The sequence below is a fragment of the Bacillus sp. V2I10 genome (assembly GCF_030817055.1).
Lineage (GTDB): Bacteria > Bacillota > Bacilli > Bacillales > Bacillaceae > Bacillus_P.
Genome location: NZ_JAUSYV010000001.1, coordinates 4,409,153 through 4,432,043, shown reverse-complemented (window position 1 = coordinate 4,432,043; position 22,891 = coordinate 4,409,153). Strand labels below are relative to the sequence as shown.

The following is a 22,891-nucleotide window of genomic DNA, read 5'->3' as shown; positions in this document are numbered from 1 at the left end:
ACCGGATAAACAAGAGAATATTTTAGTAGATTCAGCCAAGAGCTGCTGGCCTTTCTTTTTTCAGCAAGATACTCGTGAAAAATGAGGCGAATTTGATATAATAGATTGAATGCAGTAAATAACTAGTTTTAATCATGCAGCGAACTTTTTATAGGCATCGAAACTGCCTTTTATATGAACGGAAAGAGAGTGAAAAAATATGGGTCGCAAGTGGAACAATATTAAAGAGAAAAAAGCGTCAAAAGATGCTAACACAAGTCGGATTTATGCAAAGTTCGGACGTGAGATTTATGTGGCAGCAAAGCAGGGTGAGCCAGATCCGGAATCAAATCAGGCGTTAAGAGTGGTGCTTGAGCGTGCAAAAACTTACAGTGTTCCAAAAGCGATCATCGACCGTGCGATTGAAAAAGCAAAAGGCGGTTCAGAAGAAAGCTATGATGAACTTCGTTATGAAGGATTTGGACCGAATGGATCAATGGTTATCGTGGATGCCTTGACTAACAACGTTAACCGTACAGCATCGGATGTCCGTGCGGCATTTGGCAAAAACGGCGGCAACATGGGAGTTAACGGATCTGTTGCCTATATGTTTGATGCAACAGCTGTTATCGGCATTGAAGGCAAAACAGCAGATGATGTGCTTGAGCTGTTAATGGAAGCAGATCTTGATGTACGCGATATTTTGGAAGAAGAGGATGCAGTGATTGTTTATGCAGAACCTGATCAGTTCCATGCTGTTCAAAAAGCATTTAAGGATGCCGGCATTACAGAATTTTCAGTTGCAGAATTGACAATGCTTGCGCAAAATGACCTTGAGCTTCCTGAAGATGCACAGGCACAATTTGAAAAAATGATTGATGCTCTTGAAGATTTAGAAGATGTTCAGCAGGTTTATCATAATGTAGATTTAGGGTAGAAAGAAGAAAAATACACAAGAAAACGGGTACTAAAGTGCACAGCATTTTAGTACCCGTTTTTTTATTTTAAAGTTTGTTCTTAAAAAAACAATTAGTTTTGAAGATGATGCAAAGGGAATCTAGTTATCCCTGTTTTAGGTTAACAATCGCCTACTATGATTCACCAAACCTTGTAGTAAGCGAGTTCCGGTTAATCAACCGGAGGCCTTTCGAAAACTGGCTGATAGTTTTCCTAATGAGGAAATTGATTAACTAGGAGAATACTTATTATTAATCTTGTAATACGACCATCTAAGACTAGTTTGTAGTTATTCAAGAATAGAGCGCTTTTATGAAGTAAGTAAAGCCTAGGCTTTTATATATATAAAAGGCATTTTCCATGCAATTAAAGATATTGAGTGCTGCAAGAGTAAATTATTTATTCAAATAGATAAAAAAAGCAATTTAAAAACAGTAGTTGATATATTGATTCTTAATTAGAATATCGGTTTTAATGAATCAGTCAAAGGAATGTACGACGCAGAATATGAAATAAAGATTTAGGAGTGTGCAATGAGCAATATCTATCTTAAACAGTCTGCTAAGTCGCTATCTAATTTTCGATTTAAATATTATAAGAGTGTATTATTCATTAAGGGATAATAAGCGTTTTTTAATGTCTTCTGGGTTGATAGTTGTTTGGGCCACTCCACTGTCTATTGCCGCCTGTGCTACAGCTGCTGCAACGTGTGCCGCAACTCTGCGATCAAATGGATCTGGAATTACATAGTCTGAATGAAGCTCTTGATCTGGAATGAGTTCGGCAATAGCGTAAACTGCTGCTAACTTCATTTTTTCATTGATTTCTGTTGCGTATACGTCCAGCGCACCGCGGAAAATACCAGGGAAGGCAAGGACATTGTTGACCTGGTTCGGAAAGTCGGACCGACCTGTACCGACTACTTTAGCACCAAAATCTTTTGCATCTTGAGGCATAATTTCAGGGATTGGATTTGCGAGAGCAAAAATGATTGGATCATGATTCATGGACTGAATCATTTCTTTATTGATAGCACCGGCAGCCGATACACCTACAAAGACATCGGATCCAACCATCGCATCTTTTAATGTTCCTTGTTTCTGCTCTCTATTCGTAATAAGTGCCATTTCTTCTTTAAAAGGATTCATGCCGGCAGGGCGACCCTTATAGATAATTCCTTTTGTGTCACATAAAATCACATCTGTTACACCCATTTGCAGTAAAAGCTTCACAATCGCTACACCGGCAGCACCTGCTCCATTGACAACAACACAAATTTCTTCCAACTTCTTTTCTACAATCTTAAGGGCGTTAATCAACCCAGCTACTGTTACAATCGCTGTTCCATGCTGGTCATCATGGAAAATAGGGATGTTGCAAGCCTTTCCTAATTGTTCTTCAATCTCAAAGCATTGGGGTGCTGCAATATCCTCCAAGTTGACGCCTCCAAAGGTAGGCTCTAACATTTTAACCAATTCCACGACTTTATTAGGATCAGTCGTATTGAGGCAAAGAGGGAAGGCATCCACATCGGCAAATGATTTAAAGAGAAGGGCTTTTCCTTCCATTACAGGCATTGCAGCACGCGGCCCGATGTTTCCTAACCCAAGCACAGCCGTACCGTCTGAAACGACCGCCACAAGATTGCCTTTCATGGTATAGTCATATACTTTTGATTCATCATGATGTATCTCCATGCACGGTTCTGCAACGCCAGGGGAGTAAGCAAGACTTAAATCATAGGCATCACGCACCGGAACTTTCGAGTGAACACCAAGCTTTCCTCTATTTTTTTTATGCATCTGTAATGCTTTTTCACGTAGACTGTTCATCTTTTTGTTTCTCCTCTCGCATATTGATTAAAAAGGGGGGGGGGGGAATGCTGAAGAAAAGGTACTTCTTCAGCATTCTATATAAATCCCTCATTTTTGTATGATCATGATTGTTTTTTTATCCCGTTTAGGCTTTTCTGTTCTTACATCTTCTTTTATAAGCTCATAAAGGTTCTCATAAAAGCGCTTGACAAGAACCCGCGAGGGAGATCGGCATTCGCTAATAAGAAATCATTGACATAGATGTTTTTAATCCATGCCAAATGATTTCCGTGGATTTAAACAGCAGGTTACTCTCTTTCAAAAAGGGCAGCACCTGCAATCCCAGGGTTTGTCATCTCGTAAGGATTTAAAATGAGATCAAGCTCTTCGGCTGTTAATACATCATATTGCAGGCACAGCTCGCGTACAGATTTTCCTTTTAAAATGGCTTCTCGTGCGATGCGTGCAGCCACTTCGTATCCAATATGCGGATTTACAGCTGTAATAATTCCAACGCTTTTTTCTACATATTCTTTTAACCGGACTTCGTTTGCCTCAATGCCTGCAAGGCAGTAGTCGGTGAATGACCGAAATGCATTGTTCATTATACTGATTGATTGAAGCAAGTTGAATACAAGCACAGGTTCCATCACGTTTAGTTCAAGCTGACCCGCTTCAGATGCCAAACAGATCGTATGGTCGTTGCCAATTACCTGGAATGCCACTTGGTTAATCATTTCCGGCATAACCGGATTTACTTTTCCCGGCATAATCGATGAGCCTGGCTGACGAGCCGGCAAGATTATCTCCCCAAATCCTGCACGAGGGCCTGATGCCATTAAACGTAGGTCGTTGGCGATTTTCGACATGTTCATCATACATACTTTTAGGGCGGCAGATACTTCTGTGTAGGCATCCGTATTTTGTGTTGCATCAACAAGATGCTCTGCACCTGTGAGAGGAAGGCCGCTAATGTCCGCTAAATGCTTGACCACATTTTTGATATAGCGAGGGTCTGCATTTAAGCCTGTGCCAACGGCTGTCGCTCCCATATTTACTTCATACAGATGCTGGCGTGATTGTTGAATACGTTTGATATCGCGCTCTAATACACGACTGTAAGCTTCAAACTCTTGGCCAAGGCGGATAGGTACCGCGTCTTGGAGGTGTGTACGGCCCATTTTAATGACATGATCGAATTGCTTCGCCTTTTTTTTAAACGATTCCAGCATATATTGCATTGTGCCTAACAATTTTCCAACTAAATTAAGTGTTGCAATATGAATCGCGGTTGGAAACACATCATTCGTTGATTGTGACATATTGACATGGCTGTTTGGGCTCAACTCAACATATGCCCCTTTTTCTTTGCCGAGCAGCTCAAGTGCACGGTTCGTAATGACTTCGTTTGCATTCATATTCATGGATGTACCGGCACCGCCTTGGATCGGATCTACGATAAACTGGTCATGCCATTTTCCTTCAATGATTTCGTCTGCTGCCTGAACAATCGCATCTCCAAGGCCTTTGTATAAACGTTTCACATCCATATTCGCGAGCGCAGCCGCTTTTTTGACGATTGCCAATGCTCTAATTAATTCCTCGTGAATGCGATAGCCAGTAATCGGAAAGTTTTCCACAGCCCTTAATGTTTGCACACCGTAATAGGCATTAATAGGCAATTCTCTTTCACCCAAAAAATCTTTTTCTATTCGTACATGTTCGTATTTCAAGTTGAATTCCCCCATCTATATTTTGCTCACTTATGATGTTAAGAAAGATTATGCTACATTTGTTTGATTACTGGCTTCAAGTGATTTGATATAATCTTGCGCTTTTTTTTCATTGAATTGACCTTCCCATTTAGACATTACAATGGTCGCAAGAGAGTTTCCTATAACATTGACCACCGTTCGTGCCATATCTAATACACGATCCACACCTGCGATAAAAGCTAATCCTTCCATCGGCAGTCCCATTGCGCCGAGCGTAGCCAAGAGCACGACAAATGAGGCACCAGGCACGCCGGCGATTCCTTTTGAAGTTACCATCAGAACTAACACAAGGGTGAGCTGTTCTGGAATAGACATGTCAATTCCATACATTTGTGCGATAAATAAAGCTCCAATCGCTTGATAAATCGTCGAGCCGTCCAGATTAAAAGAATACCCTGTCGGAATGACAAAAGACGTAATAGCTTTCGGACAACCGAAGCGCTCCATTTTTTCTATTAGTTTTGGCAACACCGCCTCTGAACTTGCGGTAGAAAAAGCGAGTACCATTTCATCTTTCAAGATTTTCATGAGTGTAAAGATATGGGTGCCGCACCATCTTGCAACCAATCCTAATACAATCAATACGAAGAAAATCATGGCACCGTATACCACTATTACAAGCTTGCCAAGCGGAATAAGGGAAGCAAGACCAAATTTTGAAACCGTGACGCCGATTAAGGCAAATACCCCAAACGGTGCAAACTTCATTACTTGATTTGTCACCCAAAACATGGTGTCGGCAACTCCCTCAAAGAATGTCAAAACGGGCTTCCCTCTTTCACCGAGTGATGCTACCCCAAGACCAAACAAAATTGAAAAGAAAATAATCGCAAGCATATCGCCCTTCATTAAGGACTCAAATATGTTCGAAGGTACTATATTAACGAAAGTATCGGCAATTCCATGACTTTTTTGTTCGTTGGCTGAATCGACATACTGATCGATGTTGGTCGTACCTAACTCATTCATTTGAATGCCTGCACCAGGCTGTACAATGTTTGCAGCCAGCAACCCGACGATAATCGCAATGGTTGTGATGACTTCAAAGTATAGAATCGTTTTGCCGCCAAGTTTTCCAAGCTTTTTTATATCACCCACGCCGGCAACACCGACAATCAATGTTGCGACGACAATCGGCACGACAATCATTTTAATTAAGCGAATAAAAATATCTCCAATCGGCTGGAGGAATCCTTCAATATTTGGATTTCCATAAAAGGCAGCTCCAACCGCGATTCCTAAAATGAGACCAATTACAATCTGCCAAGCTAAGCCAAGTTTTAGTTTTTTCATCCAATCCACCCCTTCAAGTCTATTACTAATATTAGTGTAAGCGGTTACCTACAATAACCTACTGAATCATACCAAAACCTACAAATACTTATAAAAAAATAAAAAATTTTCTCATAACTGTTTCAACTATCCAAAGGTTTGAGTACAATGTGTAATGTTTGTACTTTGTTTTGTATGGAGGTGTCCGAACCTGAAGGAACGAATTTTAGCAGTTTTATTGTTGATGATTGCCGTACCGCTCGCTGGAGAGTTTAAATTCTATCCGTTCAATGATGCATTCCGTGTCAGCCTGGGGACACCGGCATTTTTCTTGTTTTTGTTATGGAACAGGAGTATTCACACGTATATTGCAGGGATTTTAACTGGGACAAGTGTGTTTATGTTTCGGTTTTTGCTGGCGGTCATCATCAGTGACATACCGGTTGAAGAGGCAATCTACCGTCATCTTCCTGTATTCCTTTATTACGCCATGTACGCTTTCATCTTTCATATTACAAAGCTGAATGAGCAGCATAACAAGCCGTTTATGATTGGATTACTAGGCGTGGTCATTGAATTTGGGGCAAGCTTGTCGGAAATGGCGATTCGATCCTCGTTAGCGGATAAGACCATTTCATTTCACGCAATCAAACAGATTATCTTTATCGCGTTTATTCGAAGTTTTTTTGTACTTGGTTTTTTTAACATTATTAAACTTAGAGAAGCAAAATTAGCAGAGGAAGAGCAACGCAGACAAAACGAGCAAATGCTGCTGTTCATTTCAAATTTGTATGAGGAATCTGTTCAGCTTAAGAAAACGATGCAAAATGCAGAAGAAATCACCCATAAATGTTATGATTTTTATCGCAGGTTGAAATCGGGAGATTCTCATGGCCATGAGGCCCAAACAGCACTGCAAATCGCAGGTCTCGTGCATGAAATAAAAAAAGATAATCAGCGGATTTATGCTGGACTATCAAAGTTGATGGACTCTGAAAAGCTAGAGGACTACATGAACATTGAGCAGCTGAGTAACATTATGTTTGTTTCAAATAGAAGGTATGCGGAGTTATTAAATAAACACGTTTCGTTTTCTCTGCATGTGGAAGGAGAACATCCGCCATATCAAGTATACATGGTTTTATCATTGATAAATAACTTGATCGGAAATGCGGTGGAAGCCATTGAACAAGAGGGACATGTATCGTTGTATGTCATTCGAAGAGACCGGATGGTAGAATTTCATGTCTGTGATAATGGACCAGGCATTGAGCAAAAGCTGAAAGAAGTTATTTTTAAGGAGGGGTTTACAACGAAATATGATTCTCGCGGCAATCCTTCTACAGGCATTGGACTTTCGTATGTGAAACAAACTGTTGACAAGCTTGGCGGACATATTAAGCTAATAGATAGTCATAAAGAAACCACATTTTTCATCGGGCTTCCGATTGATGCGATGATACAGAAAGGACAGGTCATATGAATTACTTCATTATAGACGATGATCCAGCTATTAGAGCGATGCTGACAGACATGATTGAGGATGAGGATTTAGGCAAAGTGGTGGGTGAAGCAGAAGACGGATCATTGGTGGACAATGGGAAGCTTGCGCTCAAAAAAGTAGACGTGGTGCTCATGGATTTACTGATGCCAAAGAGGGATGGAATTGAAACAATTCGTGTTCTTTCTTCTGAATTCCAGGGGAAATTCGTGATGATTTCTCAAATGGAGGCAAAGGAGCTCATAGGGGAAGCATATAGCTTAGGAGCAGAATACTACATTACAAAGCCGTTAAACCGCCTTGAAATAGCAGGAGTGTTAAAAAAGGTAAACGAGCGTGTGATTCTGGAAAAATCAATTCGAGGCATTCAAGAATCGTTAACATTATTTACAGGTCTTCAGTCGCCGCCATCCAGCTCTTCTCATACAAAAAATATAATCGAAGCAGGCCGTTCATTGATTTCGGATTTAGGGATGATCGGAGAAAGCGGCAGTGAAGACTTGATGAAAATTTTAGAATTCCTGCAGGATGATAAACAAAAGTTCGGATCCTCCTGCATCTTTCCGCCTCTAAAAGAAATATTTTATGGAAATGCCCAAAAAAAGCTTGGTGAACAGGCTGCCGAGGCGGAAATACAAAAAGAAATGAAAGCCTCCGAACAACGGGTTCGCAGAGCTATTTACCAGGCGCTCAACTATATTGCCTCATTAGGGTTAACAGATTACACGAATCCAAAATTCGAAGCGTATTCATCCACATTTTTCGATTTCTCGGAAGTCCGTAAGAAAATGTTGGAGCTTGAAGATAAAAGTGAACGAAGCACCAATCAAAGCCGAATCAATATGAAAAAATTCATTCAATCGCTCTATTTAGAAGCACAGCAGTTGGTGGATTAGAAAATAAATTTGTTTCTTGCAAATTGCAGGGATATAAAAGTGTTGCAGTCATGTTGTAAAAAGGTGTGCGAGTTGTTGCTTGACAACATGTTCAGAAACGAACAATAAAACTAGGGGTTTCACCGAAACCTTCATATTCGAATAGATGGGGGAAGTTCTCGTCACTTGAGACTCTGACATGCAAAAAGAAAAACCATTCATTTTGTATGAAGCTCGGTTTGCACCAGACCCTAAGTTGAAAATAAACACTAAGGTTGATTAGGAAAAAAGCCTTCTGAACTAACAGAAGAAGAACTCGATAATTTTAGAATTAAATAAATAAAGAGCATGATCATTAGAGATCGTGTTCTTTTTTGTTCTATCAGCACCTAAGTTCACACCAAATTCGTGAGCAATTTCATACTTGATTTAATTAATTGCTTGTTGAGATCCAGGAACCATTACTTCATCACCAATGTTGTTTCTTCCTATCACCTGAATTAACTCCTTAAATAGTGTTGAGGTTATGTTGGATTTGCACCATAGACTGCTCTTTACCCGCTTTGCTAACCCATTAATTATATGTGCTAAGTATAAAATTTTCTGTTGAATGACAATAAAGATGTTTAAACAGTCATACTATTCAACAATCGGGCCATTTAATGGAATAACTTGTATTACTTGAAAATAAAGTTCTTTACCGAACAAAATTGATGTTAACTGAACAAAAAAGGTTGTTTACTAAGGGTATGTAGTAAATAAAGGAAAACATACAGCTGGTTTTTATAAAATTGTTTGGACTTTATACAGTTCTTGAATAGTGGTAAGTTTTTTTGTTCGTTTCGTTTGTTGATAGTAACAACTTTATTCCTATCGTCCCCTTTTTTTAACAAGGGGGACGATAGGAATAGATAGACGAAATGGTTTAATTATTTTTTCACACTAGTATTTAATATATGCAAAACGGTTTCATTTGCTTATTTTGATTCAAGTTGTATCTTATTGGAGTTTCCCTGTATGTCCTTCAAGCTTAGGAGGGCTTTCATTTTCCAAATATTTAAAGGTATCTAACGGTTATGCTTTGTAAAAATAATAATAAACATAGGAGAAACCAAAATGAGTAATAAAACATGTTGCCAAATATTTATCGTTATTTTTATATTAGCCTGTATGGTTAACCATTTGACATATGCAGATGAATTGGAAGATGAAGATACACCGATTAGCTTTAAAATCGAAATGTTGCCTTGGGAGGAAGTGAATGAGATCCTTCCTAATAAAACAAAGTTTACCATTATAGATGTTGAAACAGGCTTACAATTTAAGGTTCAACGAAGAGCCGGGAATCAACATGCCGATGTTCAACCGTTAACAAGAGAAGATACTCAGATCATGAAGAAAATCTATAATGGTAAATGGAGCTGGAAAAGAAGAGCCGTCATTGTGTTGGTCAATGATCAAATGATCGCTGCTTCTATGCATGGAATGCCACATGGTGATGGTGCTCTTCAAAATGGTTTTCCTGGTCATTTTTGTGTCCATTTCTTTGGAAGTATTACACATCGTTTGAAAAACGAAGATCTCTTTCATAAATTAATGATATTGAAAGCAGCCGGTAAGATGGATGAATATTTAAACATGGTAGGTCCCTATGAGCTCATCAATATTTTTACTGTTGCCATTAATCAAGAGGATAAAAAATTATTAAACCTGATTATTTCGGATTCTGACTGTCCTAAATGTTTTGATGAATTTATAAAAGGTATTACATATTTTGGGGTTGGTGGCCTCCCAGCACCACCATTTAAAGATACAAATGGACTACTACTAGTTGAAATACCAGCCCAAGTAAATATTTATACAAAGAGAAAAGGTGCAGAAAAGAAGATAGTCCATTTTATGATCAGAAGAGAAAGTTTGACTGATCGTTGGCTAATTGATCAAGAATCCCTCTATAAAGACTTAAGATAAAAGGGCGTGTAAGTACCCATGAAAATAAATTCATTATTTGCTGTCAAATTTTTTTTGCTCATCACTTTATTCTCCTTTGCATCGGTAAATGCGGTAAGTCGAGAAAATGTTCATATCAAGGTAAATCTGTGGTCAAACGAACTCTTCGTCTGTAATGGTTAGATAAGTTTGTTATAGGTCACTTTAAATAACATTCCGAATGAATCTTTCTAAATAAGTCACATCAAAAAAGTTCTTAATATATTTTTTATATTACTCGCTCTAAAGTTTATCATGAGAATAAAGGTGTGAAAAAATGGAGACATAAATTTCATCAACCTTATACTATTTAAAAACTAAAGACGAAATCGGGGATACTATAAGAACAGCTGTTTTTTAACTTGAAAATGAATTATTTCACGCGTCAAAAAGATGATAAACAAAATTATTGGTTTTGGTGAGAGTGAAAATGATAAAACAGCTATAAATTTTATCAAAACAAGACCTAAGAATAGAATGGGAAGCTAAACACTATACAAAGGATATCAAAACCCTGTATTAAAAAAAATTTAAAATCCGTAGAGAAGAAGTAAAACGAGGGCGACCTATCTTCTTTTTTTATTATTTAACGGGTGTCTTTAGTTCAACAACTAAGTATTTAATATCTTCAGCAATCGGGCGCAATTCTGCAGTAAGAATTGTGCTCTTTCTTTATGTTAAGGGCCAGATTGTTGAATAAGATAAGTAATACTTGTCTGAAAAACCAATATGCGATATATTGGTTTTATGAAAAAAGACATTATAAAACCAATTAAACGTTTGTCATTAAGAGATGAAGTATATCAAACTTTAAAAAATTCGATTATCACCTTGGAATTACACCCAGAAGAACGCTTAAATGACAAAGAATTAGCAGAGAAGTTTGGAATTAGTCGTACCCCTGTTAGGGAAGCACTTAAAAGACTTGAAGACGAAGCACTTGTTGAGTCACTTCCAGGATCATCTACTCGCGTAGCACCAATAAAATTAGAGGAGGCGAAACATGCATTTACTGTTGTAGCAGCTTTGCATGCTTTAGCTGCTCGACTTGCATGTCCTTTATTGAAGGAAACGGATATTGAAGAATTAGAGTTTAGCAATAAGACTTTTAGACTTTCAATTGAAAAAGGTGATGTTATTAAGGCGATTGAGACAGATGAAGCTTTTTACAAGGTGTTCTTAGATGTGGCTGGGAACCCTGAAATAGTATTCGCATTAGACAGGAGTGTACCTAAAATTCAACGATTAGAGATTTCACAATTTACTACGCAAAAAGGCTTACATTCGATTGAGCAACACAATCAAATTATATCTGCTTGTAAAAATCGGGATTACGAAATAGTCGTCCGTCTTGTAGAAGAAAACTGGCTAAGTCTTGGCGAATTACTAACACAACAAACGGACCCGAGGTGAGAGCAGTTGCAACCAATTTTAATAGGTATTTGTGCAGCCTTCTTTTTTGCTTTTACATTTGTACTCAATGCATCTATGGAGTTGTCTGGTGGTAGTTGGATTTGGAGTGCTTCGCTCCGATTTATCTTTATGTTCCCATTTCTTTTGTGTATTGTAATAATTAGAAAAAATTTACGACCACTCTTAAACGAAATGAGAAAACGACCAGGAACATGGCTTTTATGGAGCTTTGTTGGATTTGGGTTATTCTATGCTCCCTTATGTTTTGCATCTGCTTATTCACCTGGTTGGCTTATCGCTGGAACATGGCAAATTACGATTATTTCAGGTGCTTTACTTGCACCGTTATTTTTTGAAACGATATACACAAAGAATGGTCCTTTACAGATAAGAGGGAAAATTCCCTTTAAAGGTCTTATCATGTCACTTATCATTCTGTTAGGTATTGTTCTCATGCAAATTGAACATGCAAAACAACTTTCTTTAGAAAGTCTATTACTAGGAGTTGTCCCCGTTCTAATAGCATCATTTGCATATCCTTTAGGGAATCGTAAAATGATGGATGTGAGTGAAGGGCGTTTAGATGCCTTTCAAAGGGTGTTAGGAATGACACTGGCAAGTCTTCCATTTTGGTTTTTACTTTCCTTGTATGGCTTTTATACCGTTGGATTACCAAGTAGGGGGCAGAGTATTCAATCTTTATTGGTGGCACTTTGTTCTGGAGTTATTGCTACTGTCCTATTTTTCAAAGCAACAGATATGGTAAGGGGAAATATGCAAAAGTTAGCTTCTGTTGAAGCAACGCAATCAATGGAAGTGCTTTTTGCATTAGCTGGGGAACTAATATTTTTGTCGATACTAATTCCTTCTCCATTATCTTGGTGCGGTATTTTTATCGTCATTCTTGGAATGATTTTGCATAGTTATGTTTCAAATAGAAAAGAGGAAAGTCATTTTAAACAGTCAGTGAATCTTTAAATAATCTTTCTCTTATTCTACAAAGGGTGCTAATGTTCAATAAGTGCGAGCCGGCTTCAACAGCCTTTGATCTTCAACAATCGGGCGCAATTCTGCAGCAAGAATTGTGCTCTTTCTTTATTCAAAAGGGCTAATTTCTGAGTAAGGAAGGAATATAAAGGGTGCCTCTTGAAATTTAATTTATTCCAGAAAAGGGCAGTTTAGTTTAAGAAGAATTTGCATTAAGCCTTACTTTTTCATGCATTTCCCAGGCTTTTTCAGAATCCGAATGCCGATATAAAAGTTATAAAAAAATAATACAAACGCCAACCCCTGAAAAGTATGAGGTTGGCGTTTTGTTAACTTTATAAAACCCTTACATGAACAAAATTTATATGATTAGAACATCGTTTTTAAATGCTCAATAAACTTTTTGGCAGCAGGAGAGATTTCTTTTAGAGATGTTGCGGCAATGCTGATAAATCGATGCTGTTCTGGCTCTAGACTAAGAACCCTAACTTTATGCGGCATACCTTGCAGAACTAATTCAGGAATGATACTTACACCTAGTTCATTTTCCACCATAGCTATAATAGCTTGGTCATCAGCCATTTCAAATCTGTTTTTGAGAGTAACACCAGTCTCTTTTAATACACGCTTTATATCGTGGTTATGACCTGATTTTAGTGTAACGAAGGCTTCATTCTCTAATTGTTCAATACGGATTTTATCTTGATTACTTAGAGGATGATTGTGTGGAAGGATACAACACAACCTGTCTTTTTTTAGGGGTATCGTTTCAAAGGATTCTAATGTAGGTAAAGTAGTAAAACCAAAATCTATAACACCATTAGTAATCCACTCTTCAATGTTTTGATAGCCTCCCTGATAAATCTTAATTTCTATGTGGGGATGCTCTTGTTTAAAATGCCTCATCCATCCAGGAAGCCATTGGATACAAATACTAGTAAATGCCCCTATCCGAACTGAACCAATTTCAAGTCCGTTGATAGAGGCGGCTTCTTGCTTCATTTTTTCATCCCAATGTAGAATCGTTCGTATATATTTTAAGATTCTTTGCCCATTGTTTGTTAAAGTAATTCCAGACCGACTCCTAATCAGTAAAGTGAATCCAAGTTCAGCTTCAAGATTTGCAATAGAATAACTAACAGCAGACTGAGTTAAATTTAATGACTCCGCAGCTTTAGTTAGATTACCCAGTTCAACAACAGTGTTAAAAACCTCATATTTGGCAAGACTCACTTCAAATCATTCCTATCCATAAAATTTATTCATAATAAGTATCAAAAACTTTGATTTTATTTATATGTAGTTTACTCCTATAATTTGAGGAAGCACAACTACATAGAAATGGACAGGTGAAATAAAATGATATTAATGGGGGCTTTAGTAAACGGAATAGGTGTATGTATTGGTGCTTTATTAGGCAGTCTACTTCGTCGTATACCAGATAGCATGAAAAACACTGTCATCAATGCAATGGGTTTAGCCATTATAGTCCTGGGAGTACAAATGGGAATTAAAAGTGAGAATTTCCTTATCGTAATTTTAAGTCTTGCTATCGGTGCAGTAATTGGTGAGTTATTTGCCTTAGAGGATAAACTAACAAATCTGGGAGGCTGGATAGAGAAAAAAATCGGCTCAAGTAAAGAGGGAAGTATATCTCAAGGATTTATAACAGGTACTTTAGTATTCGCCGTTGGAGCAATGGGTATTATTGGTGCTTTAGATAGTGGCATTAGGGGTAATCATGATGTGTTATTCACAAAAACCATTATAGATACATTTGTAGCGTTAATATTAACTACAACACTTGGGATTGGGGTCTTATTTTCCGCAATTCCTGTCATTTTATATGAAGGTTCAATTGCTATTTTTGCAGTCCAAATTGAACGTGTTATTCCTCATGCTTTAATGAATCATTTTATTCTAGAAATGACTGCTACTGGTGGGATAATGATTATTGCTATCGGTTTAAATTTAATAGGGATTACCAAAATCAAAGTAGCGAATCTTCTTCCTGGAATAGTAGTGACTGCACTGCTTGTTTCAATAATCTAAGTAAGCATTAGAAAAAAAGATTGTGAAATTTTGTACTTAAACTAACGGGGGCGTGTGCGGCCGAGCCTAGGTCGTATCATATAGCGGGTGGGATTCCCGTCGAGTAAGAACTAGCCATTCGCTCGTAGCGAGTCTTGGAGGGCTAAAGGTAACTTTAGTCTTTAAGCGTAGACAGTTAGGTGGAGCAGCCGTCAAGGCTGAGAATCTTATGGAGTGAAAGTCTCCTGTCATCAATTGGCCGAATTCGGATGACTAGCATATCCAATGCGTGGGGAGGTAACAAACCACGTTCTGCTTGGAAGTAAAAGTCACGGCGGCCTATTCTACACTGAGAGAATAAGGTCGGAACAGTCTGTGTGGCGAGCAAACCTAGAGGCCAGAAGGATTTAACGAATACTGCAGTCCCGAAATCTACGCCCCTCTAAGAAACTGTTTCGAGGGATATATGCTTAGCGTCGACCTTTATCTAACGGGGGAAGACCGATGCCTTACGGGAAGAAACGGTCAAAAGCACCGTAAGGGCAGCCGGGGCACGGGTTCTAGCATCTAGGGAAAGATTCTCAGAGATAACGACGGGAAGGTCCTACTTCAAATTGGAATGGTTCAAACCAATAAAGACCTATCATATATGAGGCTAATAGAAGTTGATAGGAAGATTTAGGACTGGCGCATGAGGTCGTAGTAGCGATGAGAGAAGGGTAATGCCTTCTTAAGTGTAAGGAAATTACACTTCTATCAAGGTAACACCTATGATGGAGCGAAGGACCTCTGGGCACTTGGAATGTTTAAGCATAATAGACTCTGAGCTATAAAGTATGTTTAAACTAGCTTACAAGTAAACCTACAAATGATGGGGGAATATGTGTACCGACATTTAATCCTGCGGTTGTATGGGAAGGCCTGTAGGTGATTTAACCAAGGTCAGAACCGGACTCGGGAAATCCGACCGTCCGGGATCGTAGGGGGGCTACAGGAAACGTGATTTTATCATATGCGCGCGCCTGTTTTCTACCCGACGGCGGGCCGAAAGCCAAATGGTTGAAGGGATAGAGCTCCATAATGTTAGTAAATCGAGAGGGCTGATGCTTTACGCACTGCAGAAAGCTATATTTTATCCTTCGTTAAGGGCAAGATGGATAGAACCTCTCTGGAGTCAGAGACCTTGGCACGTTACACATCGATATGATACGGCAACTCGGGAGACCCTACCAGTCTTTTCTAGTTAGAAGAGTATGGTGTACAAGCGATAAAAAGCAAGGAAACCAAATGCTGGGTAGGGAGTCGGATAGCAGCGTAGTACCAATGAAGTTGGGTAATGCCAATGGAGGAAAGGCTAGCTACCAGTTATCAGCCTTACTAGGGAAACATTTACTACACTCAGAGGTAGGGATAAATGGAAACAAAACTACTAAGGATAGCAGAATTAGCAAAATCTGAATCTAAGAGATTAGCTACATTGTGTGAATGGTAACTAGGAGGAGCCGTGTGCGTAAATAGCGCAAGCACGGTTCTGTGAGGGGGGAGGAACACAATCTACCGCAAGGTAGAAAGGTTCCCTTCTACTCGACTAGTGAAAGAAGAATTAATTGATTTTAAGATTGAAATCATATTTTAGGTATTCCAGAAAAGGGCGCACTTCTTGAATAAGAAGGCGTCCTTTTTGAATCGGGCAGATTCTGAAGTAAGGAAATTAGTTAGTGCATCTTGAATATGTAGTTATTCCATTATACCAGCTAATATAAGTCAATACATTTTGACTAAATTAGTTTTAGTCACCGTGTTATAATAATTTTAGGCATGACAAAGAGACTTCAAATGTTAGTTTGAAGTTATGGTAAAAAATGTTATTTCAACTCATTTTTATACTTTAAATGTCTCTTTGTGTGTGAGGATTGCATAAATCCAATGTAAGAGCTTGTTGGCACAGGCTATAATTGCTACTTTGTGAGGCTTGCCCTCACTTCTTTTTTTATCATAAAATTCTTTTAATTTTGCGTTTCGATTTCTCGTTATTCCGCATTGAACGGCTGTATATAAGGCTTGTCTAAGCCGCGTAGATCCTCTTTTCGTAATTCGGTTAATTGACGCTTTAAACTTTCCAGATTGGAATATCCTCGGGTCTATGCCTGCATAAGCAACTAACTTTTTAGGATTGCTGAATTGATCTATTTCCCCAATTTCTGAAATCAGAGTAGCGGTGATTTTCGTTCCAATACCGGGAATGGAACGAATGATTGTATACTCTTCAAACTCCTGTGCAAGCTGATCAATTTCTTCCTCTAGGATTAGCAGATACTTTTTTTGCTGAAGAAGTAAATTCATATACATATTAATACTGACTAAATGGCTTTTATATAAGGTTTCTTTGAAGGGATTCTTAACTGCTGCTTCTTTAAGTTTTTCTGCCTTACCCATACACCAAGAATACGATCGATTCGCTCCTAGATTATATATTTCACTAGCCAACTCTTCTGTTTTCACTTGTAATACATCCTTGGAAGTCGGATATAGAAGTAATGTTTTTAGTGACACAGGTGAATATACATTTCCAAACACACTTTTATATTCAGGGAACACCTGGTCAAGAATGGTTTGGAACTGTAGTTTTAATTGAACATGATTTTTTGTTAAAGACTCATGTTGCCGTGATAGGTTTCTTAAATTCATTGTTCTAACACTCTTCCTATGAAAGGTCTCTAGATCCTCTTTATAGTAAATTTCACATAAATGTTTAGCATCATGGGGATCTGTCTTTACTTTTCGAAGGCCTGTCTTTTTTGTTTCGTAAGAAACTACTGGATTAATAAGATAGTATGTGATCCTTCTTTCCTCCAGGAATTGAAGTATAGGTTCATGATAATGTCCAGTAGACTCAAAGATTACAACAGGATCTGTTTCTGCTGTATGCTTAACATCCTCATAAAAAGCATTAAACACACCTAAGCCTTCATTATTATGCTTAAACTTAAAAGATTTTTTGAAAGGCATTTTCTTTTCTAGAAATGCTTGTACTTGGCTTTCTCCTTTAGCGACATCCAGGCCAATGACTGGATTCATTTTTATCACATCTCCTCTGTATAAATTTACCGGTAGCCCCTGTCTATCTTACAGTTTCATAGCTTCGCTTGTTATACGGGATCTTTGTCCCAACCAGCCTCAAACATGTTTCTGCAAGTAGGGGGTGGACAGTATAACGGACGGGATCTAGTCCCAAGGGCAGGAACGTCCTCCCCCGGCTACTTAAACATAACCTAAAAAAAATAGGCCAACCAGAATTAACTGATTGACCTTATAATACGAAAGGGCAGCATTCCTGTAATGAAGAAAAATGGGGTTTGAACAAAAAATAAACCTCTTGGTAAGATATGAGTGTCCAGTGCTTGCCGGCAAAAAGGACGAACTCAAATAACCAGGAGGCTGTTCAAATGAATTATAACCAAAATAAAAAGATTGCTCAAATAACTTCTCAAACACTAATTGTAGGTGTAGATATTGCGAAGTACAAGCATGTAGCTCGTGCTCAAGACTTTAGAGGCCTAGAGTTTGGTGCACCTTGTCATTTTGAAAATACCAAATCACATTTTAATCTTTTTTTAGGCTGGATAAAACATTTGATGGAACAACACGGCATGGATAAGGTGATTATTGGAATGGAGCCGACAGGTCATTATTGGCTCAACCTCGCTCATTTTCTTAAAGAAGAGGAGATAAAGTTTGTCGTGGTAAATCCTATGCATGTGAAGAAATCTAAAGAATTAGATGATAATTCTCCAACCAAAAATGATGTGAAGGACGCAAAAGTCATTGCACAGCTAGTCAAAGATGGGAGATATGCCGAACCTAATATTCCACAAGGAGTTTATGCAGAACTTCGTGTGGCAAGGAAAATACGCGATCTCTTATTTGTTGACTTACAAGCTGTGCAGGGGCAAATTCATAACTGGTTAGATCGATATTTCCCTGAATTCCTTACAGTGTTTAAGGATTGGGAAGGAAAAGCAGCACTACAATTATTAAAGTTAAATTTATTACCACATGAGTTAGAGATAGTCTCCGAACAAAAGATCCTCATTCACCTCAGAAAAGCTGTAAAACGTGCGGTTGGACTCAGTAAAATTCAAGAACTTAAACGAGTAGCCAAAGACTCTATTGGTATTCGTGAAGGTTCAAGGATGGCTAAATTAGAGCTTCGCACTTTACTAGACAAGTATGAGTTAATAAATGAAAAGTTCGAAGAACTAGAATCTGATATTGATGGACTCCTTGAACGGATACCAGGTGTTCAACAAATGTTGGCCATCACAGGAATCGGCAAGGACACTGTAGCTGGCTTCTTTTCAGAAGTAGGGAATTTAAGTTACTATTCTCACTCTCGACAAATCATCAAGTTAGCTGGGTTAAGCTTAAAGGAGAATACCTCTGGAAAGCACAAAGGACAAACGAAGATTACAAAGAGAGGTAGGAAGACACTAAGGGCTCTCCTCTTCCGAGTAGCGATGCCTTTGGTAGCTAAGAACACTGCTTTTAAAGCTTTACATGAGTATTTTACAACACGTAAAAATAATCCTCTAAAGAAAATGCAGTCTCTTATAGCGATATGTAATAAGCTGATACGTATTCTTTTTACGATTGGTACAAAACAATGTGAATTTAGTGAAGATAGAATGTTGAAGGATATTCCTCATATGGCTCCTTTACTGAAAGCAGCTTAGGGTTCATTAGTTAATATTCAAAAGGTTTTATTTAGGATTATTATTTAGACATTTGAAGCACGGATTAGTCAGTAAAACAACAATACTACGGACTTTGATCCTGTCGGGCAGCATCACTGACATCCACCTCATGGAAAGGTTGGACGAAGGAATTTTGGAGCATAGACTCTGTGAGACATGGGAGGGTTGACCTCCATGAGACATGTGGACATCCACCAGTGCAACCATACTTTTACTAGGTAACCACTTTTTGGATAGGAGTGGTTAGGCAGTTAAGGACTTTTTTTCTCTAACACTCCAAAAATATCCTTAATTTCAACTTAAATCCATAACTTTGATGTCTAATTAAAATAAATCTAGATGAAATCTTAAGAAAAAGCTAGAAATCCAGAGTTATTCCTTTCTTTATAGAGGGAGGATTGTTGAAGAGTGGTTTCAAGAGTTTGATCAACAATCGGGCCAGATTCTTGAAAATTGAATTTTAAAAATAAGAGATTTCTAATGATTTAATTTTTATTTTGGTTATAATGACTGATGAGCAAGTTAACGATTTTTGAAGGACTGATTATCTATGGAAAGAATCATTTTATGGTCACTGCTTATAATAGGAATCGCCTTATTCTTTTATAGTTTAAGAAAACCACCAATCAAAGATTTGATTTTAATTTTCTTTTTGACCTCTTTTTTCTCAATATTTCTTGGTGTTCTTGTTGTAGAAGAAAAAATGATCGAATATCCAATAAGCTTTTTAAGTAACTATTTCAGTTCTAGTCTTCTTTATGAATATCTTTTACTTCCAGTTGTCTGTATTTACTTTTATCAAGCAACTTATTATTCAAGATATCCTAGCATGATTCTAAAATGTGCATTGTACACTTCTGTTTTAACGATCATTGAGGTTCTTTTGGAAAGATATACTGATTTAATTGAATATCATACTTGGACATGGATACACACGTTTATCAGTATCTTTTTTCTAATGATGTTTATCCGTATCCTTATGAAATTAATTAACAGACTCGATAGATAAATTGAAGACTATACATAATAAAGATCGTACATTATCCATAAGTCAACGAAAGGATTCTTAAATTTATTATTCCAAAAACAACTTTGCTCAGATTGGTTACAGAGTGCATCAGGGAATTCCAACCGACACGATTAATAAAAGAAGTATAATTTAGATGTATTTTATTCAGTTAAAGGGCGCTTTTCTTCGATAAGACAACATAAATGATATTCAACAATCGGGGGCGATACTATCCTCTTCTTCTTAAGAATACACCACGACCATTCGCTAAAACATTTTGTATCAAAGATATCCAAACACTATGATTAGGGTTTGGAGATTGAGACTTCCCGATCCTTGCTAACTGCTGTTCATACCAACCAATTTCTAACATAGCAGCGGTCTTATCTACCAATTTAATTCCCGTGCGGATAGGCTTGGTTTGAACGGTTTCATAATTGCCTTGAAAGATCTTGTTTGCCAAGTCAGGTACTAAAGCAAAAGGTTTTGCCATTCCAACCATATCAATTTCTCCACTAGCAATAGCTTCCTCCATCCCTTCTTGGGAACGGAAGCCGCCTGTGACTACTAATGGCGTAGAAACTAATTTCCTAGCCTTGTTTGCATATTCTATAAAATAAGCTTCTCGTTTTTTTGTCGTTTCTTTTACATCCGCTACCATCATCTTGGGATTCTCGTAATTCCCTCCAGAAATTTCAATGAGATCAATCCCAATTTCAGACATTTTCTGAAGAACTTCCATAGACTCCTCTTCAGTGAACCCGCCGTGTTGAAAGTCAGCAGAATTTAGCTTTATGCCAATCGGAAATGTTTCTCCGACTTGTTTTCTAATTTCTTTATATGTTTCAAGCAAAAATCGCATTCGATTTGCTAAGCTCCCACCCCATTCATCTGTACGCTGATTATGGTGAGGCGATAAAAACTGACTAATAAGGTATCCGTGTGCTGCATGGATTTGAACACCAGTAAAACCTGCTTTTTTAGCTATTCTTGCCGCTTTTCCAAACCGGATGATTATTTCTTCAATTTCTTTCGCATGAAGAGCTCGTGGTGGGGTGAAGAAATTCTTTAAGTCTCCTGAAAGCGGAACTGCACTTGGTGCTACAGGTTCTTTTGAAATTGTCTTAGGCGACTGCTTCCCTGGGTGATTTAGTTGCATCCAGAGGTGCGTTTCATTTTCAGTACCAGCTTTCGCCCATTTCATTAGCATGTCTAGATCACGTTCGTCTTCCACAACAACGTTATTTGGTTCCCCCAAAGCATTTCGATCTATCATAACGTTACCTGTCACGACCAGACCTGCGCCACCATTAGCCCATGTTTTGTATAACGTAACCAATGACTCTCTAGGATTTTGATTATTTGTTCCTAATGCTTCACTCATTGCAGATTTAAAGATTCGATTCTTGATAATTGCTCTATTTGGGAGTTGCAGAGAATCTTCCAAGACTGACTTTGACTGTTTCATTTTATATTTTGTCACCTCATTTTTAATTGTTTATAGGCAGAAAAGTCATAGAAATTATGATTATTTTAATATCTATGACTAATTTTCCTCTACACTCTTTATTACTTAGAATCAAGAAACAGGTTTACATGTTCAGCAAACTGTTCTGGGTACTGGAATAGATGTCCATGCCCGGAGTCAGGATAAATGATGAGTTGGGCGTAAGGTAAGTTTTCGGTAAGAATATAACTGTTTTCGGTCGGAACCATTATGTCTTTAACACCATTGGTCACAAGTACCGGTTGTGTAATCTTCTGCAACCAGTCGTATTTCTGTTCAGGATCCCGCTCAGCCCATTGGGAGATTGCCTGTAATTGCGCATCACGTACTTGAAGTGAACTTTCCACTTTTTTCTGGGTCAAGATTCGTTTTAATGAAGATATTCCAGCCGTGCGACTCGTTTCGGTCGGACTGTAAAATAGGAACAAGAAATTCTCTAGGGCATCATTTGCATCTCCATCAGCTTGAGTCATCGCTTCATACACGTCTTTTCTAGAATCATTGACGCCAGATTGTGGAGCAGTCCCCGCCAAGACGATGCGTCGTACCAAATTTGGCTGTTGCAATGCTAACTCCTGTGCAACAAATCCGCCAATTGAGAAACCAAGGGTATCGACTTTCTCTAAGCCAAGTGCTTTAATGAAAGTCGCTGCATCCTTTGCCATCTCAGTTATAGTAGTCGGAGTTTCACCACTGGATTCACCGACACCAGTATTATCAAAAAGAATAATTGGTCGACTTTCAGCTAAAACACCAATCATGTTAGAATCCCAGTTTTCCATTGTTCCGCGGAAGTGAATGAAGAAAATTAGTGGAATTCCTGTTTCTTGGCCGAACTTTCTATAGGCAAATCGGATTCCTTCAGCTTCGATATAACTTGATTCAGTTGGAATTGTAAATTTTGACATCATTTTTTCTCCTTTAGAACGGTGAGTTCGGATTGATTTGATAGAGTTTAAATTAGTTGTTAGTTCGCTTTGTGCATAGGGTTTACGCATTTTAGAATGAACATTCTAGAATTGTTAAAA

The 22,891-nt window shown here is 38.1% G+C and carries 16 protein-coding genes and 1 pseudogene; 9 read left to right on the top strand and 8 right to left on the bottom strand.

Annotation, left to right across the window (positions count from 1 at the left end; genetic code table 11):
* The first annotated feature begins 199 nt into the window (after positions 1–199).
* Positions 200–916, top strand: coding sequence for a YebC/PmpR family DNA-binding transcriptional regulator (locus tag QFZ72_RS22520; protein WP_252204190.1), 717 nt, complete (start codon positions 200–202; stop codon positions 914–916).
* A 625-nt stretch (positions 917–1,541) separates the two neighbouring features.
* On the opposite strand, the gene QFZ72_RS22515 is transcribed toward QFZ72_RS22520, so the two are convergent.
* The 3 genes from QFZ72_RS22515 to QFZ72_RS22505 form a co-directional block, all read right to left on the bottom strand.
* Positions 1,542–2,768 carry an NAD(P)-dependent malic enzyme gene (locus QFZ72_RS22515; protein ID WP_307437963.1) on the bottom strand — a complete coding sequence of 409 codons (1,227 nt, stop codon included), beginning with the start codon at positions 2,766–2,768 and terminating at the stop codon, positions 1,542–1,544.
* A 290-nt stretch (positions 2,769–3,058) separates the two neighbouring features.
* Positions 3,059–4,483 carry an aspartate ammonia-lyase gene (gene aspA, locus QFZ72_RS22510; RefSeq protein ID WP_373464624.1) on the bottom strand — a complete coding sequence of 475 codons (1,425 nt, stop codon included), beginning with the start codon at positions 4,481–4,483 and terminating at the stop codon, positions 3,059–3,061.
* A gap of 48 nt (positions 4,484–4,531) precedes the next feature.
* Positions 4,532–5,818, bottom strand: coding sequence for a cation:dicarboxylate symporter family transporter (locus QFZ72_RS22505; protein WP_307437959.1), 1,287 nt, complete (start codon positions 5,816–5,818; stop codon positions 4,532–4,534).
* Positions 5,819–6,041: 223 nt separating this feature from the next.
* Between QFZ72_RS22505 and QFZ72_RS22500 the strand changes: the two genes are divergently transcribed.
* Both QFZ72_RS22500 and QFZ72_RS22495 read left to right on the top strand, forming a co-directional pair.
* Positions 6,042–7,280, top strand: a complete 1,239-nt coding sequence (locus QFZ72_RS22500) for a sensor histidine kinase (RefSeq protein WP_307439944.1) — start codon at positions 6,042–6,044, stop codon at positions 7,278–7,280.
* Entirely contained in the window at positions 7,277–8,194 is a 918-nt protein-coding gene (locus QFZ72_RS22495) for a response regulator (RefSeq protein ID WP_307437958.1), read from the top strand. The genes QFZ72_RS22500 and QFZ72_RS22495 overlap by 4 nt, the downstream gene beginning before the upstream one ends.
* 348 nt (positions 8,195–8,542) lie before the next feature.
* Here QFZ72_RS22495 and QFZ72_RS29630 read toward each other — a convergent pair.
* Positions 8,543–8,635: pseudogene (locus QFZ72_RS29630) on the bottom strand (small, acid-soluble spore protein, alpha/beta type); the annotation flags it as partial.
* A 654-nt stretch (positions 8,636–9,289) separates the two neighbouring features.
* Here QFZ72_RS29630 and QFZ72_RS22490 point away from each other — a divergent pair.
* From QFZ72_RS22490 to QFZ72_RS22480, 3 genes are all read left to right on the top strand, one after another.
* Positions 9,290–10,144, top strand: a complete 855-nt coding sequence (locus tag QFZ72_RS22490; RefSeq protein WP_307437956.1) for a hypothetical protein — start codon at positions 9,290–9,292, stop codon at positions 10,142–10,144.
* A 765-nt stretch (positions 10,145–10,909) separates the two neighbouring features.
* Entirely contained in the window at positions 10,910–11,575 is a 666-nt protein-coding gene (locus QFZ72_RS22485) for a GntR family transcriptional regulator (RefSeq protein ID WP_307437954.1), read from the top strand.
* Positions 11,576–11,581: 6 nt separating this feature from the next.
* Entirely contained in the window at positions 11,582–12,553 is a 972-nt protein-coding gene (locus QFZ72_RS22480; RefSeq protein WP_307437952.1) for a DMT family transporter, read from the top strand.
* 378 nt (positions 12,554–12,931) lie between these two features.
* Here QFZ72_RS22480 and QFZ72_RS22475 read toward each other — a convergent pair whose 3' ends face one another.
* Positions 12,932–13,795: a LysR family transcriptional regulator gene (locus QFZ72_RS22475; protein WP_307437950.1), complete on the bottom strand. Its 864-nt coding sequence runs from the start codon at positions 13,793–13,795 to the stop codon at positions 12,932–12,934.
* Between the two features lie 126 nt (positions 13,796–13,921).
* On the opposite strand from QFZ72_RS22475, the gene QFZ72_RS22470 reads away from it, so the two are divergent.
* The gene (locus QFZ72_RS22470; protein WP_307437948.1) at positions 13,922–14,614 is read left to right on the top strand and encodes a DUF554 domain-containing protein; all 693 of its coding nucleotides are present in this window, start codon (positions 13,922–13,924) and stop codon (positions 14,612–14,614) included.
* Between the two features lie 1,860 nt (positions 14,615–16,474).
* Here the strand turns inward: QFZ72_RS22470 and QFZ72_RS22465 are convergent.
* Complete coding sequence (locus tag QFZ72_RS22465; protein ID WP_307437946.1) at positions 16,475–17,671, bottom strand: IS110 family RNA-guided transposase; 1,197 nt, start codon at positions 17,669–17,671, stop codon at positions 16,475–16,477.
* Between the two features lie 368 nt (positions 17,672–18,039).
* On the opposite strand from QFZ72_RS22465, the gene QFZ72_RS22460 reads away from it, so the two are divergent.
* Positions 18,040–19,326: an IS110 family RNA-guided transposase gene (locus QFZ72_RS22460; RefSeq protein WP_307437944.1), complete on the top strand. Its 1,287-nt coding sequence runs from the start codon at positions 18,040–18,042 to the stop codon at positions 19,324–19,326.
* 571 nt (positions 19,327–19,897) lie between these two features.
* Positions 19,898–20,356, top strand: a complete 459-nt coding sequence (locus QFZ72_RS22455) for a CBO0543 family protein (RefSeq protein ID WP_307437942.1) — start codon at positions 19,898–19,900, stop codon at positions 20,354–20,356.
* A 229-nt stretch (positions 20,357–20,585) separates the two neighbouring features.
* On the opposite strand, the gene QFZ72_RS22450 is transcribed toward QFZ72_RS22455, so the two are convergent.
* Complete coding sequence (locus tag QFZ72_RS22450) at positions 20,586–21,824, bottom strand: NADH:flavin oxidoreductase/NADH oxidase family protein (protein WP_307437940.1); 1,239 nt, start codon at positions 21,822–21,824, stop codon at positions 20,586–20,588.
* 101 nt (positions 21,825–21,925) lie between these two features.
* Positions 21,926–22,771 carry an alpha/beta fold hydrolase gene (locus tag QFZ72_RS22445; protein WP_307437939.1) on the bottom strand — a complete coding sequence of 282 codons (846 nt, stop codon included), beginning with the start codon at positions 22,769–22,771 and terminating at the stop codon, positions 21,926–21,928.
* Between the last annotated feature and the right edge of the window lie 120 nt (positions 22,772–22,891).

Excerpts from the sequence above, each read along its gene's own strand:
- QFZ72_RS22505 (WP_307437959.1), bottom strand. The coding sequence starts at position 5,818 with ATGAAAAAACTAAAACTTGGCTTAGCTTGGCAGATTGTAATTGGTCTC.
- QFZ72_RS22490 (WP_307437956.1), top strand. The coding sequence starts at position 9,290 with ATGAGTAATAAAACATGTTGCCAAATATTTATCGTTATTTTTATATTA.
- QFZ72_RS22515 (WP_307437963.1), bottom strand. The coding sequence starts at position 2,768 with ATGAACAGTCTACGTGAAAAAGCATTACAGATGCATAAAAAAAATAGA.
- QFZ72_RS22495 (WP_307437958.1), top strand. The coding sequence starts at position 7,277 with ATGAATTACTTCATTATAGACGATGATCCAGCTATTAGAGCGATGCTG.
- QFZ72_RS22520 (WP_252204190.1), top strand. The coding sequence starts at position 200 with ATGGGTCGCAAGTGGAACAATATTAAAGAGAAAAAAGCGTCAAAAGAT.
- QFZ72_RS22450 (WP_307437940.1), bottom strand. The coding sequence starts at position 21,824 with ATGAAACAGTCAAAGTCAGTCTTGGAAGATTCTCTGCAACTCCCAAAT.
- QFZ72_RS22470 (WP_307437948.1), top strand. The coding sequence starts at position 13,922 with ATGATATTAATGGGGGCTTTAGTAAACGGAATAGGTGTATGTATTGGT.
- QFZ72_RS22445 (WP_307437939.1), bottom strand. The coding sequence starts at position 22,771 with ATGTCAAAATTTACAATTCCAACTGAATCAAGTTATATCGAAGCTGAA.
- QFZ72_RS22500 (WP_307439944.1), top strand. The coding sequence starts at position 6,042 with ATGATTGCCGTACCGCTCGCTGGAGAGTTTAAATTCTATCCGTTCAAT.
- QFZ72_RS22455 (WP_307437942.1), top strand. The coding sequence starts at position 19,898 with ATGGAAAGAATCATTTTATGGTCACTGCTTATAATAGGAATCGCCTTA.
- QFZ72_RS22485 (WP_307437954.1), top strand. The coding sequence starts at position 10,910 with ATGAAAAAAGACATTATAAAACCAATTAAACGTTTGTCATTAAGAGAT.
- QFZ72_RS22460 (WP_307437944.1), top strand. The coding sequence starts at position 18,040 with ATGAATTATAACCAAAATAAAAAGATTGCTCAAATAACTTCTCAAACA.
- QFZ72_RS22465 (WP_307437946.1), bottom strand. The coding sequence starts at position 17,671 with ATGAATCCAGTCATTGGCCTGGATGTCGCTAAAGGAGAAAGCCAAGTA.